14 protein-coding genes, 1 tRNA gene and 1 pseudogene are annotated in these 19,271 nt (G+C 58.9%); 11 read left to right on the top strand and 5 right to left on the bottom strand.

Annotated elements, in window-relative coordinates; translation table 11 throughout:
* Positions 1 to 65: 65 nt before the first annotated feature.
* The 9 genes and pseudogenes from QUV21_RS01330 to QUV21_RS01290 all read left to right on the top strand — a co-directional run bounded on the left by QUV21_RS01330 (position 66) and on the right by QUV21_RS01290 (position 8,305).
* Positions 66 to 1,079 carry an ABC transporter substrate-binding protein gene (locus QUV21_RS01330; RefSeq protein ID WP_300852627.1) on the top strand — a complete coding sequence of 338 codons (1,014 nt, stop codon included), beginning with the start codon at positions 66 to 68 and terminating at the stop codon, positions 1,077 to 1,079.
* A gap of 99 nt (positions 1,080 to 1,178) precedes the next feature.
* Positions 1,179 to 1,922: an ABC transporter ATP-binding protein gene (locus QUV21_RS01325; RefSeq protein ID WP_300853453.1), complete on the top strand. Its 744-nt coding sequence runs from the start codon at positions 1,179 to 1,181 to the stop codon at positions 1,920 to 1,922.
* On the top strand, positions 1,919 to 2,782 hold the full coding sequence (locus QUV21_RS01320; RefSeq protein WP_300852626.1) for an ABC transporter permease: 864 nt from the start codon (positions 1,919 to 1,921) through the stop codon (positions 2,780 to 2,782). The genes QUV21_RS01325 and QUV21_RS01320 overlap by 4 nt, the downstream gene beginning before the upstream one ends.
* Before the next feature lie 3 nt (positions 2,783 to 2,785).
* Entirely contained in the window at positions 2,786 to 3,385 is a 600-nt protein-coding gene (locus QUV21_RS01315; protein ID WP_300852624.1) for an NAD(P)H-dependent oxidoreductase, read from the top strand.
* 69 nt (positions 3,386 to 3,454) lie between these two features.
* Positions 3,455 to 3,528: transfer RNA gene (locus QUV21_RS01310), tRNA-Cys, on the top strand.
* Positions 3,529 to 3,808: 280 nt separating this feature from the next.
* A complete protein-coding gene (locus QUV21_RS01305) occupies positions 3,809 to 5,197 on the top strand; it encodes a site-specific integrase (protein ID WP_300852622.1) in 1,389 nt (462 codons plus the stop codon).
* 989 nt (positions 5,198 to 6,186) lie between these two features.
* Positions 6,187 to 6,533: pseudogene (locus QUV21_RS01300) on the top strand (integrase core domain-containing protein); the annotation flags it as partial.
* Between the two features lie 238 nt (positions 6,534 to 6,771).
* Entirely contained in the window at positions 6,772 to 7,092 is a 321-nt protein-coding gene (locus QUV21_RS01295; protein WP_300852620.1) for a nucleotide pyrophosphohydrolase, read from the top strand.
* Between the two features lie 13 nt (positions 7,093 to 7,105).
* Complete coding sequence (locus QUV21_RS01290) at positions 7,106 to 8,305, top strand: HNH endonuclease (protein WP_300852619.1); 1,200 nt, start codon at positions 7,106 to 7,108, stop codon at positions 8,303 to 8,305.
* A 278-nt stretch (positions 8,306 to 8,583) separates the two neighbouring features.
* Here QUV21_RS01290 and QUV21_RS01285 read toward each other — a convergent pair whose 3' ends face one another.
* Positions 8,584 to 9,258, bottom strand: coding sequence for a recombinase family protein (locus tag QUV21_RS01285; protein ID WP_300852618.1), 675 nt, complete (start codon positions 9,256 to 9,258; stop codon positions 8,584 to 8,586).
* Between the two features lie 272 nt (positions 9,259 to 9,530).
* Between QUV21_RS01285 and QUV21_RS01280 the strand changes: the two genes are divergently transcribed.
* Together QUV21_RS01280 and QUV21_RS01275 are read left to right on the top strand one after the other, a co-directional pair.
* Positions 9,531 to 10,976: a hypothetical protein gene (locus QUV21_RS01280; RefSeq protein WP_300852616.1), complete on the top strand. Its 1,446-nt coding sequence runs from the start codon at positions 9,531 to 9,533 to the stop codon at positions 10,974 to 10,976.
* Between the two features lie 706 nt (positions 10,977 to 11,682).
* The gene (locus QUV21_RS01275) at positions 11,683 to 13,260 is read left to right on the top strand and encodes a GMC oxidoreductase (protein WP_300852614.1); all 1,578 of its coding nucleotides are present in this window, start codon (positions 11,683 to 11,685) and stop codon (positions 13,258 to 13,260) included.
* Positions 13,261 to 13,285: 25 nt separating this feature from the next.
* Here QUV21_RS01275 and QUV21_RS01270 read toward each other — a convergent pair whose 3' ends face one another.
* The 4 genes from QUV21_RS01270 to QUV21_RS01255 form a co-directional block, all read right to left on the bottom strand.
* Positions 13,286 to 14,422, bottom strand: a complete 1,137-nt coding sequence (locus QUV21_RS01270) for an aminotransferase class I/II-fold pyridoxal phosphate-dependent enzyme (protein WP_300852612.1) — start codon at positions 14,420 to 14,422, stop codon at positions 13,286 to 13,288.
* 407 nt (positions 14,423 to 14,829) lie between these two features.
* A complete protein-coding gene (locus QUV21_RS01265; protein WP_300852610.1) occupies positions 14,830 to 15,600 on the bottom strand; it encodes a polysaccharide deacetylase family protein in 771 nt (256 codons plus the stop codon).
* Positions 15,601 to 15,675: 75 nt separating this feature from the next.
* Positions 15,676 to 16,146, bottom strand: coding sequence for a hypothetical protein (locus tag QUV21_RS01260; RefSeq protein WP_300852608.1), 471 nt, complete (start codon positions 16,144 to 16,146; stop codon positions 15,676 to 15,678).
* 380 nt (positions 16,147 to 16,526) lie between these two features.
* Complete coding sequence (locus tag QUV21_RS01255) at positions 16,527 to 19,178, bottom strand: DUF3131 domain-containing protein (protein ID WP_300852606.1); 2,652 nt, start codon at positions 19,176 to 19,178, stop codon at positions 16,527 to 16,529.
* Positions 19,179 to 19,271 lie beyond the last annotated feature (93 nt).

Below are 19,271 nucleotides of genomic sequence, written 5' to 3'. Positions count from 1 at the left end.
TGGCAGAGAGGTGTTCTAGGCTTTCGGTGAACCAAAAACCGACCAACCCGACAGGAGAACCGAACATGTCGCTGAAGGCCCGCGCTGCCTGCGCAACTGCCCTGACCGCCGGCCTTGGGCTTTGCGCCCCGGCGCTGGCCGAGAACGCCCCCGTCGTCTTCGGCTCCAACTGGCTGGCGCAGGCCGAACATGGTGGCTTTTACCAGTCGGTCGCTGACGGCACCTATGCCGCCTGTGGTCTTGACGTGACGATCCAGCCGGGCGGGCCACAGGTCAACAACCGCGCGCTGATGATCGCCGGCAAGGTGGACTACCACATGGGCGGCAACCTGCTTGAAACCTTCAGCGCGGCCGAGGAAGGCATCCCGATCGTCGCCGTGGCCGCAAGTTTCCAGAAAGAGCCGCAGGTCATCATCACCCATCCGGGCAAGGCCCAGACCTTTGAAGACCTGAAGAAACTGGACGAGATCCTGATCGGGGATCAGGGCTATGCCAGCTTTTACCAGTGGATGAAGGCCGCCTATGGCTTCACCGATGAACAGCGCGAGGTCTATACCTTCAACCCCGCCCCCTTCATCACCAATGAGAACTGGGGGATGCAGGGGTATCTATCGTCCGAGCCGTATTTCGTCGCCAAGGAAACCGGGTGGGAACCCGATGTGTTCCTGATCGCGGACGCAGGCTATTCGACCTATTCGACGCTGATCGAGACCATGGCCGACACGGTGGCGACGAAGCCTGAGCAGGTGACCTGTTTCGTCGAAGGCTCGATCAAGGGGTGGTATACTTATTTTTATGGCGACAACTCTGCCGCCAATGCCATGATCAAGGCCGACAATCCGGAAATGACCGATGAAGCGATCGCCTATGCGATCGACAAGATGAAGTCGGCCGGAATCGTGGATTCAGGCGATGCCGATACCTTGGGGATCGGGGCGATGACCGAGGTGCAGGTGAAGGACTTCTTTGACAAGATGGTTGCGGCGGGTGTGGTGTCCGGCGATATCGACTGGGCGGCAACCATCAACACGACCTTCGTGAACAAGGGCGTGGGGATGGACCTGAAGCCGAAGATGTAAGGATGGCGCAGGGTGGGCGGCCATGCCCATCCTGCACCCAGCCCGATGACAGAGCTTGCCCATAGACCGATCAAGCCACTTGGCACCCGACCGCCGCTGATGGAACTTCAGCAGGTCGGCAAGGTATTCAATGGCACGGTCACGGCGCTGCGGGACATGTCGCTCAGCGTGCATGAGGGGGATTTCATCTCGCTTCTGGGGCCATCCGGTTGTGGCAAGTCAACGGCGCTGCGCTTGATTGCGGGGCTGTCCATGCCCACGGCCGGACGGATCGCATGGGATGGCGGCAAGGCTGCGGGGGATCTGGGGGTGGTGTTTCAGGAACCCACGCTGATGCCTTGGGCGACTGTGGCCGAAAATGTCTTCCTGCCGTTCCGGCTGCGGGGGCGCGGCTTTGCCGAGGTGCGGGGCGAAGTGGAAGAGGCCTTGTCGCTGGTCGGCCTGTCGAATTTCGCCAGCGCCTACCCGCGCGAGCTTTCGGGCGGCATGAAGATGCGGGTGTCCATCGCGCGGGCGCTGGTGACAAACCCCCGGTTGATCCTGATGGACGAACCCTTTGCCGCCCTTGACGAAATCACGCGGCACAAGCTGAACACCGACCTTCTGGCCTTGCGCGAACGGATCGGCTGCACGGTGATCTTTGTCACCCATTCCGTCTTTGAAAGCGTGTTTCTTTCCGATCGGATCATCGTGATGGCCGCAAGGCCGGGCCGGGTGATCGAGGAAGTCACCGTGACCGCCCCCTATCCGCGCGACGAGGTGTTTCGCACTTCGGTCGAATATGCCGCGCATTGTCAGGTGGCATCGCAGGCCTTGCACCGCGCGATGGGAGAGCCGGCATGAGCCTGACCCAACCGACCCCGGCACCCGCCACGCCGACACTGGACGCCGAGGAAGCCCGCCGGCTACGCGATGCCCGCATCGACCGGGTGGCGAAGTGGGTGCTGCCGGCGCTGGTCTTCGTGATCATGATCGTCGGCTGGGATCGGCTGGTCGTGTGGAACGAGATCCCGCATTACATCCTGCCAAGCCCCGGCAAGGTGATCGAGACATTGATCAAGGACTGGGCCATGCTGTTCGAGGCGCTGCTGGTCACGCTTCAGATCACGCTGATGGCGCTTGCGGTCGCGGTCATTGGCGGGGTGGGTCTTGCCGTCCTGTTCAATCAAAGCCGCTTTGCCGAGATGTCGTTCTACCCCTATGCCGTCATCTTGCAGGTCACGCCGGTGGTGTCGATCGCGCCCCTGATCTTCATCTATGTCGACAGCCGGACGGCGGGTTTGCTTATGTGTGCCTGGATCGTGGCCTTCTTCCCGATCCTTGCCAATACCACGCTTGGCCTCAACTCCACCGATCACAACCTGCGCGATCTGTTTCGCATCTACGGGGCAAGCCGCTGGCAGCGGCTGCGCTATCTGCAACTGCCCTCCGCCCTGCCCAATTTCCTTGGCGGCCTGCGGATCGCCGGGGGGCTGTCGCTGATCGGGGCCATCGTGGCGGAATATGTGGCGGGAACCGGTGGCATCGGGTCAGGCCTTGCCTTCCGGATCCTTGAGGCAAGCTACCGGCTGAACGCTCCGCGCATGTTTGCGGCCCTTTTGCTGATCGCCGTTACCGGTGTGGTGATCTTTGCCGGACTGTCGTTCCTGTCGCACATGCTTTTGCGCAAGTGGCACGAAAGCGCACTGAAGCGCGAGGTCTGAGGGATGGCAAGGGCATTGATCGTCTATTGCCACCCGTCGCCTGTAAGCTTTACCGCTGCGGTGCGCGACACCGTGCTGAACCGGCTGGCCGCCAGCGGGGCCGAGGTCCGCGTCATCGACCTTTACGCCCGGGCCTATGATCCGACCCTTGGTCTGGCAGCGTGGGAAGGTTACCTTGACACCTCTCGCAACCGGGACGGCGTTGCCGAGGATGTGGCGGCGCTTTTATGGGCCGACACGCTGATCTTCATCTATCCAACCTGGTGGTACGCCCTGCCCGCCGCGCTGAAAGGCTGGCTGGACCGCACGCTGCTGCCCGATGTGGCATTTCTGATGCCCGATGGCGCGAACCGCACCATCCTGCCGGGGCTGACCCATATCAAGCGGCTGGGCGTCTTTACCACCTGCGGCGCAAGCTGGTGGCTGACCACCTTCGTCGGCGCGCCGGGCAAACGGATGCTGACCCGCGGCATCGGCCTTCTTTGCGCGCCCCGCCACCGCCGAGCGTTCGCTGCGCATTACCTGATGGACAGTTCCACCCCCGAAAGCCGCGCCCGCCATCTGGAGCGGGTCGCCCGGAAGACGGATCGCCTTCTGCGCTGACCCGGCCTGCGCTTTGATCAGCCTCTTGCAGGCGCACCGATCATCCGCTATCCCCACCACACTCATCGCGGCGGGTTGGCGGAGAGGTTACGCAGCGGATTGCAAATCCGTGAAGACCGGTTCGATTCCGGTACCCGCCTCCATTTCCTTCTAAATCAGTGACTTAGGCTAGCAGCCGTCGAGTGTGGCACCAAGTGGAGCACACGACCCATGAAGCTGTCAGCTTACCTAAGCCTATCCAGGCACGGCGTTTTCTACTTTCGCTGGCCCCTACCTCGCACGGATCGGGACTGCCGTCCCATGGTCCGCATATCGCTGCGGACACGTTGCCCGGATCGGGCGGGCACTTTGGCCCGGTATCTCGCATCTTGCGGCCAAATCACACGGGACAACAAAGAGTTGGCACGACTAAGGCAGGACAAGTTGCGAGAACTGGTGCGGGCCTTCTTTCAGGCTCAGCTCGACCAGTACCTTGAGTGGCTCAACAATCGCGGCTTAACCCCTAGAGCACTGGAGGACGCCCGTTGCGAGATGCTCGACCACCAAGACCACCTCGACAGTCATCGGCTGACGGAGATGTATCTTCCCATCGAACGCTTCAAGCGTAAGAGTGGTGTGTCTGATGAGGACTGGTTCGACAGCTTACCAAACGCAATCACCGAACTCCGCAAGGGAAGGCGGGACATGCTGCAACTAGTCCTAGAGGCAGTTCAGCAACTTGAACCGTATAACTACAGGGACGGAAAGTTGGCCCCTAAGGCCGAGAAGCCCGTCCCTCAGAGCAGCGCGCCCCCACCCTCCTCAACAACTCTCGGAACGGCAGTCAAAGACTTCGTTGCAGAGCATTCGAGGCAGTGGCCAGCGAAGACAGCACAGCAGGTACAGGCATACCTAAACATCCTACTTGAGCACTTTGGCAACGATCGGCCTCTCGCGACGATTTCAAAGGCTGACGCTAGCGAGGTCAAGAAGATACTGCAGTCACTACCGGCTAGCAGGAACACAAAGCCCTCATTGCTGGACCTGCCCCTGAGCGAGGTCATAAAGATTTCAGGGCACAAGACCATCGCACCCAAGACGATTAACGCACACATCGCCGCCTTCCGCCGTCTTTTCGACTGGGCGGAGCGACACGGGCATTCACCACACAAGCTTTTCGAGGGCATGAAGGTGCCAAAGGCCAAGGATGCGGCAACAGAGCGCAAACCGTTCACTAGAGAGCAAACACGACTTATGTTCTCTCACCTGACAGAGGACACTGCAGGTCTGATCCGGTCGGAAAGCCACAAGTGGGGATCGCTTTTGGGAATGTTCACTGGCGCAAGGCTCAACGAGATTTGCCAACTTGGGATAGCAGACGTGCAGCAAGAGGACGGGGTGTGGCTTCTAAACGTTACTGACGAAGGAGAAGACAACAACAAGCGTGTGAAGGCCAGAGCCAGCAGGCGCAAGGTGCCAATCCACTCGGAGCTTCTTCGCTTGGGCTTTATCGACTTTGTAACTAGCCGTTCGCATAACAGCCGCTTATTCCCAGACTACAGCTTCAACCAGAATGGCGGCTACGGTCGCAACTTGGGCCGCTGGTTTAACGAGACCACCTTCTTGCCGAAGCTTGGCTTAAAGGCTCCCGGTATCGTGTTCCACTGCCTGCGGCACACGATGGTGACACGGCTTGGGCAAGCCGGGGTAGCAGAACCTATCATTCAATGCGTTGTTGGACATGCCCGGGAGGGTGTAACTCAGCAGGTCTACTTGCGTGAAGGCTACACTGTTCAGCAACTAAAGGCCGCTATCGATCAGTTCACTCTATGAGTGGACTGGTAGTCCGCTACTTGGAAGCTGTAATACTCACTGCAGTACTATTAAACTACTAAGTTAGTTTTCAGCTTATCTCAGGCCGGATTTATAAGAGTAGATAGTTTCACTATAAACTCCGGCCTCCAGGTCCTTTGTTTCTCAATGCATCAACCTGTTCATTGTCTACTCTACCTATTAATGGCAGGTAATGCCGGGTGCTACCTACTGTGTTAAATTGCATCGCATAGATGCTAGATAAGCCGACCAAGACTAAGCTCTAATGTTCGTTTCTCATTCAGTTATATAGGTTACTATGTCGGCTTCATAACACTCGGCCTATACTCTACTCATGAGTTTCATTGTTATGTATACTTAGATAATCTACTCGGGTATGTATCTAGGAGGTAATCTATTTTGGAACAGATACCGTAGTCTTTATGTCTGATAGACGGAGGGGTAAGCAGTTAGACACAGCACATACATATTTACCTAGTATTGCAGTGGGGCCGCGAGGCTTCGGCTTTAGGCCTACGCATCGCAACCCATGTAGTTGGGCAGGCCGCGGAGCAGCTTTTCTAGGGTTTAATCTAGTTTGGAACAGATGCAGTTTCTTTGCTCTGATAGACGAAGGGCTAAGGACGCACTGGTATTGTCCGGCGCATCAAGGCCTGAGCCAAGCAGCAACAAGAAGCCTAGCATCCGGCATGTACGGACGATGTCCGCTTGCTGCAGAAGCGCCAAATGCGGCTGCGTTCGTCAGGCACTCCTTGCAGAGTAAAGCGAATAGATACCCTCATGGATATGCCCCACCAACAGTGCTCGAAATAGGCTCGCCAGTGGCCATCTAGGATTTGGCTACCTTGGTTACCTAGCGACAGCGAAAGGCCATGTGGCGGGCCTCCTGAGGTCTCTTCCGTTGCTTTCGTCCGGGACGGGCCGGAAGGGAATGAGTATCGGCAGAGCGCGGTCAAATAACGACCAATCGCGAAGACGAAGTCTGCCCCGCGTTGCGTGACGACATGGTGAGGGTTAAGCCCGAGATCTTCAACACGGATCAGGGCAGCCAGTTCACTCGACCGACTTCATCAAGGTGCTGGCCGCCCGCGAGATCAAGATCAGCATGGATGGCAAGGGCGCTTGGAGGGACAACGTCTTTGTCGAGCGCCTGTGGCGGAACATCAAGTATGAGGAAGTCTATCTGCGGGCCTATGCCAGCGTGTCCGAGGCCCGGGCCGGGATCGGCCGATATCTGAGCTTCTACAACAGCCGCCGCCCGCATTCAGCGCTTGACGGGAAAACACCCGATCAGGCCTACTTCAACCAGCCGATGCCCGATGCGGTGGCGGCGTAACCAAGGCGGAAAACCACTTAGAAATCGCCCGGAACCTGTTCAGATCAACCGAACCACCTCTTTCGCGCCACGCGATTATCCATCTCTGTCAGTCGTGTGCCACCTCGGCAGCTTCTCTTGCATTTTGGCAGTTTCGTGGCGGTGCGACCGCACTCCTTGTGGCTACCCTTAAAATGAGCAAAAATCCCGTAGAAAGAGCCAGTACCCGAACCATCAGTCACCGTCCGAGGTCATCCACATGGAACATTTGATAGAACGGCTAAGGAAGTTTCGAGATGAAAGGGACTGGGGCCAGTTTCACAATCCCAAAGACCTCGCGATTTCGGTTTCAATAGAAGCTTCGGAGCTATTAGAGTTGTTTCAATGGCGTCCGGAAAATTCGCCGATTGACAAGGAGTTGAAGTCAGCACTTGAGGGTGAAATTGCGGACGTATTCCTCTATCTGCTCCTCCTATGTGAAAAAGTTGGTGTAGATTTAGAAGAGATCGCGCGGAAAAAAATAGATCTTAACGAAAAGAGATTCCCGGTTGCCAACAGTCGCGGCATAGCCAAGCCGTAGGGAGACGTACATCATGCTTAATGCTGACCCTTCAGCCTTTGAAGTTTTCTCGCGCTGGAAAGACGCCCCTGCCAATGCATTTGGGAGTAAGAACAATCCCGGAGTAATTCCTGCGCAGGACAAGGCGCGCTACACGCTAATTTACAATGAGTTGATGAGTGCCGCTACGGCTGCAAAGGCCAGTCTCGCCAAGCCGGACACCACCCAAATCAAATCAATGAATTACTCATCGGAGTTTGGCTCTCGCGGGCACAGGCCCGTAGATATGTGGGTGTCATTGTGCGGCGCGGGGTCTGAAGAGTTTGCGCGTATGCCACAGATTTATGCAATAGCTTCTGATCGCGGCGTTGAAATTGGCTTCGCGATCAGCATCAACGAGGATGACTATCACGATATTTCGGTAAAGTTACGAAATCGGACAATAGTTCCTTTGATTAATCGAAAGCTACCAAATCCCAGTGATGAAAGCACTCTCGAACTCGCTGAGCAACTCAATGTGAATGGAGACTGGGTTTTCAACTCAAAGGCCCGACTGTCACCGGGAGACGATGGTTACGCTACATGGGCGTCGCTCGGAGAGATGATTGCCTCGATAAAGCAATCTGGGACAAGTAGGGGGGGTGGTTCCATATGCAAATTATTCCAGCCAAATCAAGTCCCCGAGCTAGACCTCGAAGGTGAGTTTACACGTGCAATTCAGTTGTTTTACCCAGTTCTTATGGGCTGTTTGCCAAGCGCATGGGAAAGTGAGCTTGTCTTAGCTCAGGTTTCTGTAGACAAGTTTGGCGATCAGGTCGCCTTTGACCCGACAAACCTAATAGATGCGCGTGACAAAGTGCTCAGGCAGATCGCACAGAGGAGAGGCCAGAGCAAGTTCAGGCAATCTCTTTTTAAAGCGTACAACGGGACATGTGCAGTAAGTAGAACGCAGGTGGACGCTGTCCTAGAGGCAGCGCACATTTCGCCTTATTTAGGGGATTATACTAACCACATATCTAACGGAATTCTCCTAAGAACCGACCTTCACACATTGTTTGATCTGCATCTGATGAGGATCAACCCCAATAACCATAGAGTTGAGATATCCCCAAGTTTATCTGAAACACCTTACTGGGTTTATAATGGCAAGAAGATACGCCTGCCAGAAAAGCCTGATGAGCAACCAAGCAAGAAGGCGCTGGAACAGCATTTCAGCTTTTCGAAGCAGGATTAGATGGCAGGACATTTTGGAAGCTGTAGGGTTACAGTGCTACCAACCAACAGTCACTGACCAGCGGGCAGAAAACCATGGTAGTACCCTCACTGGGTCCCCGGACGCCTTATCTTGTGATCACTGAACACGGGCGCGAACTGCCTAGATGGGCCGAGGCACAGGCCAGGACCATCGTTTCACCGACGCCCTTAACTATGCCGCGACATAGGTTCTCAACTTCTCCATTCGCATCGGCGATGCTGGCCAGACGTGCTCTACTGCAACGCTGGTCTGCTAGGTCACATTGAGGGCCTTTGCTCACCTAGGCGCTCCAGTATGCGCATGACCTGTGAAGCTTGCCACTGGCCGCCCCTTGCAGTTGGAACGCCAGCCCGGTTCAGGTGGCCCGCTATCTCTCTAAGTGGTGTCCCAGCTTTCCTCATTGGTAGGACAATGCCGGCCACCCGCTCAGCTCGTACTTCGGCGTCTGCCTGCACGACAGCGTTGCGCTTCATAGTCTTGTCCCGTAGTCCGCCTAGCTGTGTTCCTCGGGCTTTTGCCTCTGCCAATGCTGCCCTAGTTCGCGCCGATATGAACTCACGCTCTTGCTCAGCAAGGGCAGCGTAGATGTGAAGCTGGAACTTGTCCGCATAAGGCATAGCAGCCACCCTGAGCCTAACCTTGGGATCGTCCATCACAGCGGAAATGAACGACACCTTGCGGCTCAGGCGGTCTAGCTTTGCCACCAGTAGGTCCGCTCCTGTCTTGCGCACCAGAGCGAGGGCCTCCCCCAGTATCGGCCTATCATTGGCCTTCCCTGTCTCGATCTCTGTGTAATCAGCCAGCACTTCATAGGGAACTTCCGTAAAGCCAGTCAGGAAAAGCTGGATATCCCTCTCTTGTGCAGCCAGCCCTAAGCCAGACTTGCCCTGATCTTCTGTGCTTACTCGCTTGTAGATGACGTACTGCTTCACGACTTAGACCCCCAACACTCGCCTGCAGCAGTACATGGCACACCATGTTGCTAACGTCAACGATGGTTGTGCATGTAACACTGGGGCGAAAGTGGTGTGGCGACAGGGGGGGGTGCGGGGGGTTTGCTCAGCCAGCGACCAGTAAGATAGCCCCTCAAGAAAATGTGCCGAAAATTTATGTCAGCGTGCGCCCTACCTGACCTCATTTTTTGGTGGTGACCTTGTCAGGTATGGTCTTACTTGCTTAGGCAGATCTTGTAGGAGGCTCTTGCGTGCGTGTTTCTGACTACTTCAATCTCGGGCGTTCACAGCCAACACTTAGCTTTGTGGACGTAGATGTCCTTGGCGACACTCGTCTCTTCATTAGCCCCAGAGCTGTCCGATTGCTTCCCTCTCAATGGGGGGACGAGTGTGTGTCGCTCATTCAGAGTTTCTTTAGCCAAGTACTGCATTTGATACACTCTGGTGACGACGAGACAGCGGTTGGGTTGCTGGAGCAACTCAGAGAGCCAAATGAAACCCATTTGGGTTTGTCGCAGGGCAAATCCCAGGGTCGGGCGTTAGGTGTACAATCAGCTCGTTCGGTTTGGCGTGCCTTGTCAAAGAGCGAGGCTGCCAAGTCTGGCTTACTTGTCGATCTAGAAGATACGGTCCTAATGATAGATGGCATCTCCGTCGACGTAGTCTCCGACATGGTGACCAATATAATACGTGGCCCCCTCATTCAGTACACCCAAGAAGCAAGCGGGCAATATGGTATACCTCTGACTGAGGGTGTTGCGTCCGGACCACTATGGGACGCTAAGACCCGGTCTTGGCAGGAGCTTTTTGTTAGCTTGCCCCTCGTTGATGGCGAGAAGCTCCTATTGGTTCCGAAAGAGATTGTCCGCCAAGACATGGACTATGATGTTGACAAGTACTATCGCCACTTCATTCTCGAACACCTTCGACAGCAAGAGCTGGCGTCGAACTCCGAACTTGTTCATGTAATCAAGAGCGGCAAGAACAAGGGGAAGCAGAAGGTCTATATCAAGGACCTCAAAGAAAAATATGGCACAGGAAAAGCGGCTGTAGTCGAGCAGACCTTGGCAAACCCAGGCCTGCTCCAAGCCTACCGAGAAGAACTCAAGAACCCTAGTCGACCGCTTACGCATGCTACTATTGCTGACATCGAGGGAACTGATCAACCTGACTGGGACAGCCTTCTAGCGGACGTGATCAATGTACGCAGCGGCCCTCGAGATGCGCACGCTTATGAGAACGCTATAGAAAGTCTATTGTCGGCGTTGATGTATCCGGCCCTTGCACACCCAAGGGTGCAGCATGAGTTGCACGACGGTCGTAAGCGCGTTGATATCACGTACTCCAATATGGGGCACTCAGGCTTCTTCCATTGGCTTGCACAACACTACTCCTGCGCGCACATATTCTTTGAGTGCAAGAACTATACCTATGAACTCGACAATCCTGTACTGGATCAACTCTCAGGCAGGTTCTCACCGAGCCGTGGTCAAGTAGGGTTTATTGTATGCCGACAGCTTGAAAAGCTCGACCGGTTTTCTGCTCGCTGTCGAGATACGGCAAAAGACCAGCGCGGTTATGTGATGGTGCTGCAGGACAGTGACCTAAGAGAGTTGGTTGAGAGCAAGAAGCGCAACTCTCTTAGGTTTTTTGACCTACTGCTGATCAAAAACAAGTTCAGCTTCTTGGTGGATTAAGCTGGGTTATTCGGAAGACCAAGTGGCTGCGGCCTCATTCGGCGACAACGTACTTGACCATCAAGCAAGTGAGGCACAATGTGTGGCACACCGAAGCAACGTCACGCTGGACGGTTTAGCCCGGTCAATGGCTTAGAAGTATGGTAGCGGGTCCGGTACCCGCCTCCACTTTCCCCTCAAGAGAACCAGGTGTTTGGCCCGTTCACAGCGGCCGAAACGGCTGTTGCGCGGTCTGGCTGGCATTCCTTGGGTGCCTGGCTGTGGATGGCACAGGATTGGAACGGCTGAGAAAACAGACTGAGGCAAGACGTCCGGGCCTTGAAGCTGGCCCGACCGGACGGACCGCAAGCAAGGCGTGACAGGTTCATTACTGGCCTGGCTCATGATGGTCCTCCCCGATTGGAAGTTGAAGCCAACGGGAAAACTGGCGCGGCTCAAACCCGGCACGGTCTTCGGGCGATGTGGCCATATCGGTCGATAGAACGGGACCGAAAGGCACAGGGGGAAAGCCCCCCGTGACAGCGGCGGAAGATCGCTTCCCCGGTTCGATGCAGCGGACCTTTGGTGTTGCCCAAGGCAATCAACCCTTGATCAACGGGCAAGACCAAATACAGTTCAGATCAAGCATTGTATATATTGGAAGATTTGGATGCATTCGTCGGCAAATCCTTCGCTTGAGCCATCCGCGACAACCGAACGCGCGGTCATGATGGATACCTGGTCCCACGCTCCCTTGGCCGACGAAAGCAGGTTCGACGCCATCGTCGTCGGCTCGGGCGCGGCCGGGGGGGTGGCTGCCGACAGTCTGTGCCGGCAAGGACTCAGGGTGGCGGTGTTCGAGGCGGGATTTCCCGCGCCGCAAGCGGTTCATCCCATGACAAGGGCGTTGGGCGGGATGGCCCGGTTTCTGGCGTCAGTCGACGCCCAAAGACGGCTTCCCCCCCGCCTTGCCTACCTTGGAGAACGGGCGTTCCGCCTTCTTGGCAGGGCGCGGCAGCCCATTCAGTCAAGGTGCTTTGCCTGGGCGCTGGCACCGGGAACCTTTGTCGATGATGTCGATTGCCCCTACCGAACCGAGGCCGACAGCCGGTTCCACTGGTTTCGCGCCCGACAACCCGGGGGGCGGATGCTGGTTCCCGGACACGGCATGCAATACTACCGGCTGGCAGGGATGGAACGGACGGCACCCGACAGTGGCCTGCCCGGCTGGCCAATCGGGCTGGATGATCTGGACGCATGGTACAAGCTTGTCGAGGACCGCCTTGCGCTGAAGGGTAGCGCGCAGGCTTCCGGGGATCTGGCGTCCAGCAGTCTTTCCACGATCCTTGAGCCAACCGGATCGGAGCAAAGGATCATGGAGGTGATCCGCGCGAAATGGCCACAGGCCCGACCGATGCTGGGAACCCATGCACCAGCCGTTGCGTGGCTCGATGACGCCGCAGCATCGGGAAATCTGACAGGCCAGGCAGGGGCGGTCGTTCGACAAGTCCTGCGGGACGGAGCGGGGAACTGCAACGGTGTGGAGTGGTTCGACCGCAGCAGCGGCGTTGCGCGCAGGGCGATGGCACCGATCGTATTTCTGTGCGCGTCGTCGATCGAGACCACGCGCATACTGCTGTCCTCGCGTTCCGGCAGTTCAACTGTCGCCATCGGAACTCAATCAGAGGCTCTTGGCAGCTACCTGATGGATCACGCCGTCATGAGCGGATCAGGCTACCGGTCCGATCTTGCCGATGTCTTGCCGGAACAAAGTCTGCCGGGGCGCTGCATCTATCTGCCTCCACATGAGGCGACCGGCGGAAATGTGGGTTTCCAGATTTATGTTACGGCCAGAAAGGCGAATGAAGTCGGGTTCGTCATCGTCTCATTCGCAGAGATGCTGCCCGACAAGTGGAACCGCGTGACCCTTGACCCTACGCGCCTTGACAGGTTTGGCATGCCGATCCCGGTCATCCGTTTTCGACATTCGGACGAGCAGCACGCCATTGCAGGGCAGCAGGCCAGGATCATCCAGGAGATTGCCGAGGCGTCGAAGTTGACCGGGGTTGCCGTCAACGCAAGACTGTCACCCGGCGGCACCAGTATCCATGAGTGCGGCACCGCCCGGATGGGTGAAGATCCGGCAACCTCGGTCGTGGATCCGAACAACGAGTGCTGGGATATCAAGGGCCTCTATGTCACGGATGGTGCGTGCTTTCCCCGTCAGCATGTCCACAACCCCACCTTGACCATCATGGCTCTGACCGCACGCGCCGCGGCGCATGCTGCATCGAAAAAACGCTGAACGCCGCGCCGTCTAGCCGCGCCGTCTAGCTGACCAGCTTACGGGCGACCATTCGCATCAGCGGCGCAGGATATTGCAGGCCGAGTGTCACGACGCAGGTCCGCTCGAGGATATCGAGCGTCCGCTGGCACATGTCTGCCGTGTAGTTGATCTCACGTTTGGCCCAGTCCCACGGATTCATCTTGGGATGAAAGGTCCGCTTGGCAAGGATCGGTTCCCAATTCGTGTAGACATGCTTCGAGCTGTCGAGAAGCCGATTGTGAATGCCACGGCGCTTCGTCAGGGCGATGGCCTCTTCCCGGGTTGGGGCGATGATCGACAAGCTGACTGCCGTATCGGGGTCGTTGTGAGGAGTGACCCGGAAGCCGGCGCTTTCGGAAAGGATCCCGGCAAGCATCGCGCGGCGCTCTTGCATCCTGCGCATTTGTGGAAACAGCTTCTTAAGCTGGACCCGCAACATGGCCCCTTCGATTTCGTTCGACTTCAGGTTCATGCCCACGAACGACGGAACGCTCAGATTGTCGAGATGCCCGCGCATCGTGGCACCCAGATCGTGAAAGCTGCGCGCCCGAATGAAATAGCCTTCATCATTGGTCAGGACTGCCCCGCCTTCGCCAATGTTCATGTTCTTCATCCGGTTGAAGCTGAAGGCACCCAGATCACCGATCGTGCCACAGTAGCTGTTCCTGTAGCGCACTCCGACAGCCTGGCAGGCGTCCTCTATGACGACGAGACCATGTTCCCTTGCGATCGACATGATCGCCTCCATGTCGCAGGGCGCGTTGACCATGTGTACTGGCATGATGGCACGCGTGTGGGGCGTGATCTTCCTGAGGATGTCCTCGGGGTCGATGGTCAGTGTCTCGTTGATGTCGACAAGAACCGGCACCGCGCCGACGTGGATGGGTGCTGCTGCCGTGGCCATCCAGGTATAGGCCGGCACCAGCACTTCATCCCCGGGGCCGATGCCCGCCGCGGCAAGCGCGGCAATCAGCGCACTGGTACCCGAGTTGACCGTCAGCACATGCCTGGTGCCGATGGCTTCTCCCAGTTCACGTTCGAAGCGAGATGTCAGGTGTGCCTTGCCGGCGTAGCGCATCAAATGGCCATCCGTGATGGCGCGGCCAATCGCAAGCCATTCCCTGAAACCAACTTCCGGCATCGGACCCTCCAAAGACAATCGGCTGAGCATAAAGCATCAGGCGATTCTGCAAAGGCAACTTCGCGCCCGATCTTCCAGGAAACAGCAAGTTTCCGATACTAAAACAATACGATGGCCGTGGCGTACCATGACATCCGGGATTTTTTGCAGAGTCAGCGCGGTTCGAAAGGCAACGTTACCTGTCAAGCGCTCAAGACCATTTTTGCGGGCATGGCATCGAGCGGTTACAGCCCAGGAAAGCCAGGGTGGAGACAAGGCTTGGGCTTGCATCAGTGTTGGCATTGATTGTGTTTGTGTGCCGGTTTGCGAAGACCGTGTTGACCACTGGGGCGGGCGTAAAGCGCGCACAGGCGGGCTGGTTCACACCTTTGCCCTGTAGTGGTCAGGAATATCTGCGAAAGGAGGTTTCAGTTCTTGCCCAACAGTTTCATTGCATCGGCCACGGTCACGACGCGGATCAGATCCTGACCCTGCATTCGCCTGGCGCACGCAAGGATGCGGCGGAAATCGGCGATGGCGTATTGATATTCGCCCGGGGTCTGGCTGACGAATTCGTGGAACATCAGGACCAGCCAGACACCGTCACGCGCGGCTTTGGCAATTTCGCCGCAGATCTTCGCCGGGCTGACTTGATGTGAAACCTCCAGCCGTCCGATCTGGCTGGCGTCCACCCCTTGCATCGGATTGCGGCCATGATTGCCGCCCCATGCCAGGACGTGAAAGCGGTGGCGCTCCAGAACCCGTTTTACCGTCCTTTCGTTGAAATCCCCGAAAGGGGGCGCGAAAGACACCGGCGCGGTGCCGGTCCTTGCCGTGATGATCGCCTTGGCTGTGTCGATCTCGGCGACCACCTGGCTGTCAGTAAGTTGGGTCAGATGCGGATGCGTGTGGCTGTGTGACCCGATTTCCCATCCCGCGTCGCGGAATTTCCGGATCTCGGACCAGCCCATATACCATCCATCCTCCTCTGACGTCGCTTCCTCCGCGAAGGACGTGGCAACGAAGAGAGTGCCGACCAGGCCGTAGTCCTGTGCGGCGCGAAGCCCAAGGTCACGCTGCGATCTGGATGCGTCGTCAAAGGTGATGCTGAGCAGGCCTTTGCCCTGTGGCTCTGCCAGAGCGGGTGATCCCAAGGCTGCGACCGCTGCCATCGCGCCGGCAAGCAAGCCTAATCGCATCTTCTGCTGTCCATGCTTCTCTTCTTCAGCCTGTCCGGCGCGCGCCGGTTGCACTGGGCCGGAAACGCGGATTCATCAACCGCAGACCTGAAATTCAACCACGCCGGACCCGGACCCGAACCGTTCTTGCGTGAATTTCTCGATGTCGATCAGATGGCCATCGCCACCGAGATTCCTGGTGCAGCATCCATTGCAGTCCGAGTCGGAGCACAGATCAAGCACCTCGACGACAATCTCGCGTTTGCCCTGGCGCAGCCGCAGCGACTTGCCGCCAAATTTGCGCCAGTCCTTTTCGTGGACGGCAGCGATGTTCTTGCCTGCCACCCATTTCTCGGATTTCTTGCCATTCACGCCGTAGAACTGGCCGGCCCATTTGCAGCCGTTATACTTCACGCATTCCTCGCTGCCCGGATCAGGGTAGCTTTCGTAATTGGTCAGGGCGGCACGCAGCCAGTCGCCTTCGCAGGTCTCCTTGGCCGTTGCCGCCGATGCGAACAACAGCAAGGTCAGGAAAAAGATCTGTCTTGCGACCCTTGTCATCATCATGGTCCTCTCGTCAGCCAGGAAATCCGCTGGCTTTCGGTTGTCTGGTCGAAAACTGACAAGCGCGTGGGCTACCTGCCGTCCGGTTCACTTTGCGCATCGGCCTGATCACGAAGGTCAGGCCTTGCGGCCACCTTCGAAAGGCCCGTTCATGCGCCTGCCCCTCGCATCCAGTCATATTGCGAAAAACGAATGGAACATAGCGCAGACTCGACCTCCGCGCAAGCGACGCGTCCGCGTTGCCCGCGGATAGGCGCCCATATGCCGACTGGTGCTGTTCATCGTCAGGTCAATCCGAATTTCCAGCGCGGCGTTCGGCCCGTCTGCCTTGCAGAATGCTGACAGCCAATGCACCGAGGCCCGGTTCACGGAGTGCACTTCCGTCAGCCGGGAAGGGGCAGTGGAAAATCGGGCGCGGTGACGCGGCGACGCCGTCCGCGCAGCACGAAGGCCACTGTCTCCAGCACGATCGCATTTGTGTTCACGTCGGTATAGCCCGCCATCGGGTTGCCCGTTGCCATATAGATACCGGTCGAGAATCCTCCGCCCGCAATGCGCGCCCGGTCCCGGACGTATCCGAGCAGTCCCGCCGTATAGGCACCGGGGCGCAGCGCCCACCACAGGAAGGCGGCCTTGGTGCTGACCCGCAGCGTGGCCTGCATCGCTTCGGGGGTATTATATGCAGGATCGGACGAATTCGCCCGCGATTCCCAGCGTGTTGCGGCATCATTCAGCCGCAGGCCATCATAGGCAAACCACGGCGCCTGATCGAGCGGGCCTTCCGACACGGCATGGTAGATCCCGGTTGCGCCATGGGCGCGCCGCTGGGCGGCATGCAGCACATCGGCCAGAACGGACGCGGCGTCCGAGGCCCCCATCTCCATGATCTCCAGCAGCAGGGGCTCGGCCCCGAAGGCCCCGACTGCCGTGACCGCGGTCAAAAGGCGCATCTGCCGGTCAGTCTCGGAGCCGTCTGACGCAACCATATAGGGCGAGGCGGCGGCCAGTCCCCAAGCGCCGAAGGCGCGCGCCACATAGTGGGCCGCCTGCGAGACATGCGCCTCGACGGGGCGGCCCCGCTTGAACGAGTGGAGCCGTCCGTCGGTCAGTGTCCCAGCCAGATCCCACCGCGCCACCACAGGTGCGGCCTTCCCGTTTGTGGCCGGATGGGCATCGACCTCGGCCAGTGCAGACAACAGACGACCCGTGTCAAAGGCGTTGAAATCGGGCGACATCGGCTGGGCGGTGTCCGAGCTGATCAGCTCGCTCGGCAGGCGCTGATCACCAATGCGCGCCACCGGAAGCACCGACAAGATGCGCTCGATCCTTGCAACCATCACCGGGGCCTTGATCAGGCCCAGTTCGCCCGCCGCCAGAACTGCGCGCAGCAGGCTGCCACATTCCCACATCGTCAGCGTGCCATAGGCAATGCTGCCATCTGGCGTGCTGTGCATCGTGGCAGGGCAAAGTCCCGTCTGCGCGATGGTCGACGTATCGATCGCCATCCAGGCGTGGCGCGCGTCATCCAGCAGGCCCGCAGCATCGGGCGCGGTTTCCTCGGCCGGCGGTTCGGGCTGGCGCAGGGTGCGCCGCGTTTCGCGCAGGATCGCAAAGACGGGATCGGCGGGCAGGATATCGCCCGCCCAAGCGGCAAGATCCTGCATGATGGTGCGGCCATCCGTTGCTGCCGCCGTGATCTCGGCGAGCGTAACCTCCCGCCGGGCCGGATCGCGATAGCTGTCAGGCCCGAGCGCCAGGATCAGGTCGGCGCCGGGCGGGGTCGCGGCCAGAAGGGCCGCGTCGCGGATTTCGTCACGACGGATCAGGCCATGGTCGTCGAAGACGGGCGCGCCCGGCACCTTCGGCTCCACGAGAACCGACAGCCCTGCGGCGGCCAGCGCCCCGGCCTCGGCCGTGCTGGCGGGTGTGCCGACCGCACAGGGCATCGCGCCCCCGTCGGCCCGCGCCGTGGCCCAATCGGCCATATCCGCGACCGCATCGCCCAGACGCAGCACATCCTTCGGGCCGGTGGCCTCGGCGGCGGCGAGGGTCTGGGACACCGGCCAGCCCTGGGCAGCCAGAGCCTCGGCCATGGCGCGCAGACCCGCCTCGGCCTCGGTATCGCCCGGCTCAGGCGGGTCAAGGCGCAGCGCGATCCGCCGCGCGGCCTCGGGCGCGGCCCATCCCAGATGCGCGCGGGGTTGCACGGCGAAGGCAACCCCCGACTGCACGGCACGCGTCATCGTTTCGACCAGCGCCTCGGCCCGAATGCGCAGGTCCGGCAGGGGCAGCGAGGTCATGGCGGCGGCGTCGATCACGGCCAGAAGGGGGGTATCCCCCGCTTTCCGGTCGGACAGACGGGCCGCAAGCTCGGCGGCATCGCTGCCCAGCGCCACGCTGCCTTCAAGGCAGATGGCCGCGCCGTCGCAAGGCAGGATCCGCGACCCGCCCTTTTGCGCCGAACCCTGCTGCAACGGCCCCAACAACAGGACATTGCGCAGACCCAGCGCCCGCAAGGCGTCGAAGGACACAGGCCTCGCGGGCGCATCCGTCGCCAGTGACAGGATGACGGGCAGCGGCCCGGCAGGGACGAGAGCGCCTTCCAGCGCCGCCAGTTCACGTGCGACGACGCGCATTTGTGCGTAGGGAGACAGGCCTGCCAGCGCATCTACACGCAAGACCGGTTCAAACAGCGCCGGAAAGCCCGTCATCGCGCCGGAAAGAAGCGTCAGCAGATCAGGGCCGAACCCGTCCGGCCCCGGCCGCAGGCCAAGGGCCACCGGCGTCATTCGGGCAGCAAAGGGTTCGAGGAACTGGCGCAGGTGTTCGGCAGAGATGGCAGGACCGATCCCGTCGACCATCAGGAACAGGCCGCGCCCGCCCGGTGCCGCAGATTGGCCCGCAGTCTGGCCCGCAGTCTGGCCCGCAGTCTGGCCCGCAGTCTGGCCCGCAGCCCGACCAAGCGGCACGAGGGTTCCCAGACCCAGCGACCCCAGAAGCGCCAAAAGGCTGCGCCGATCCATCTGCATAAGCATTTCCCCTCTGCCCCGGATTCTGTCCGGGACCAACGTTAGAACATTTTTCCTTCAGTCAGCATTGCGCACCTTGATGTCGGTCAAGGTTTACCT

This window comes from Tabrizicola sp. (genome assembly GCF_030373185.1).
GTDB lineage: Bacteria > Pseudomonadota > Alphaproteobacteria > Rhodobacterales > Rhodobacteraceae > Tabrizicola.
This window is presented reverse-complemented; position numbering and strand designations above follow the sequence as displayed.

Excerpts from the sequence above, each read along its gene's own strand:
- QUV21_RS01275 (WP_300852614.1), top strand. The coding sequence starts at position 11,683 with ATGATGGATACCTGGTCCCACGCTCCCTTGGCCGACGAAAGCAGGTTC.
- QUV21_RS01270 (WP_300852612.1), bottom strand. The coding sequence starts at position 14,422 with ATGCCGGAAGTTGGTTTCAGGGAATGGCTTGCGATTGGCCGCGCCATC.
- QUV21_RS01320 (WP_300852626.1), top strand. The coding sequence starts at position 1,919 with ATGAGCCTGACCCAACCGACCCCGGCACCCGCCACGCCGACACTGGAC.
- QUV21_RS01315 (WP_300852624.1), top strand. The coding sequence starts at position 2,786 with ATGGCAAGGGCATTGATCGTCTATTGCCACCCGTCGCCTGTAAGCTTT.
- QUV21_RS01295 (WP_300852620.1), top strand. The coding sequence starts at position 6,772 with ATGGAACATTTGATAGAACGGCTAAGGAAGTTTCGAGATGAAAGGGAC.
- QUV21_RS01260 (WP_300852608.1), bottom strand. The coding sequence starts at position 16,146 with ATGATGATGACAAGGGTCGCAAGACAGATCTTTTTCCTGACCTTGCTG.
- QUV21_RS01330 (WP_300852627.1), top strand. The coding sequence starts at position 66 with ATGTCGCTGAAGGCCCGCGCTGCCTGCGCAACTGCCCTGACCGCCGGC.
- QUV21_RS01255 (WP_300852606.1), bottom strand. The coding sequence starts at position 19,178 with ATGCTTATGCAGATGGATCGGCGCAGCCTTTTGGCGCTTCTGGGGTCG.
- QUV21_RS01265 (WP_300852610.1), bottom strand. The coding sequence starts at position 15,600 with ATGCGATTAGGCTTGCTTGCCGGCGCGATGGCAGCGGTCGCAGCCTTG.
- QUV21_RS01290 (WP_300852619.1), top strand. The coding sequence starts at position 7,106 with ATGCTTAATGCTGACCCTTCAGCCTTTGAAGTTTTCTCGCGCTGGAAA.
- QUV21_RS01325 (WP_300853453.1), top strand. The coding sequence starts at position 1,179 with ATGGAACTTCAGCAGGTCGGCAAGGTATTCAATGGCACGGTCACGGCG.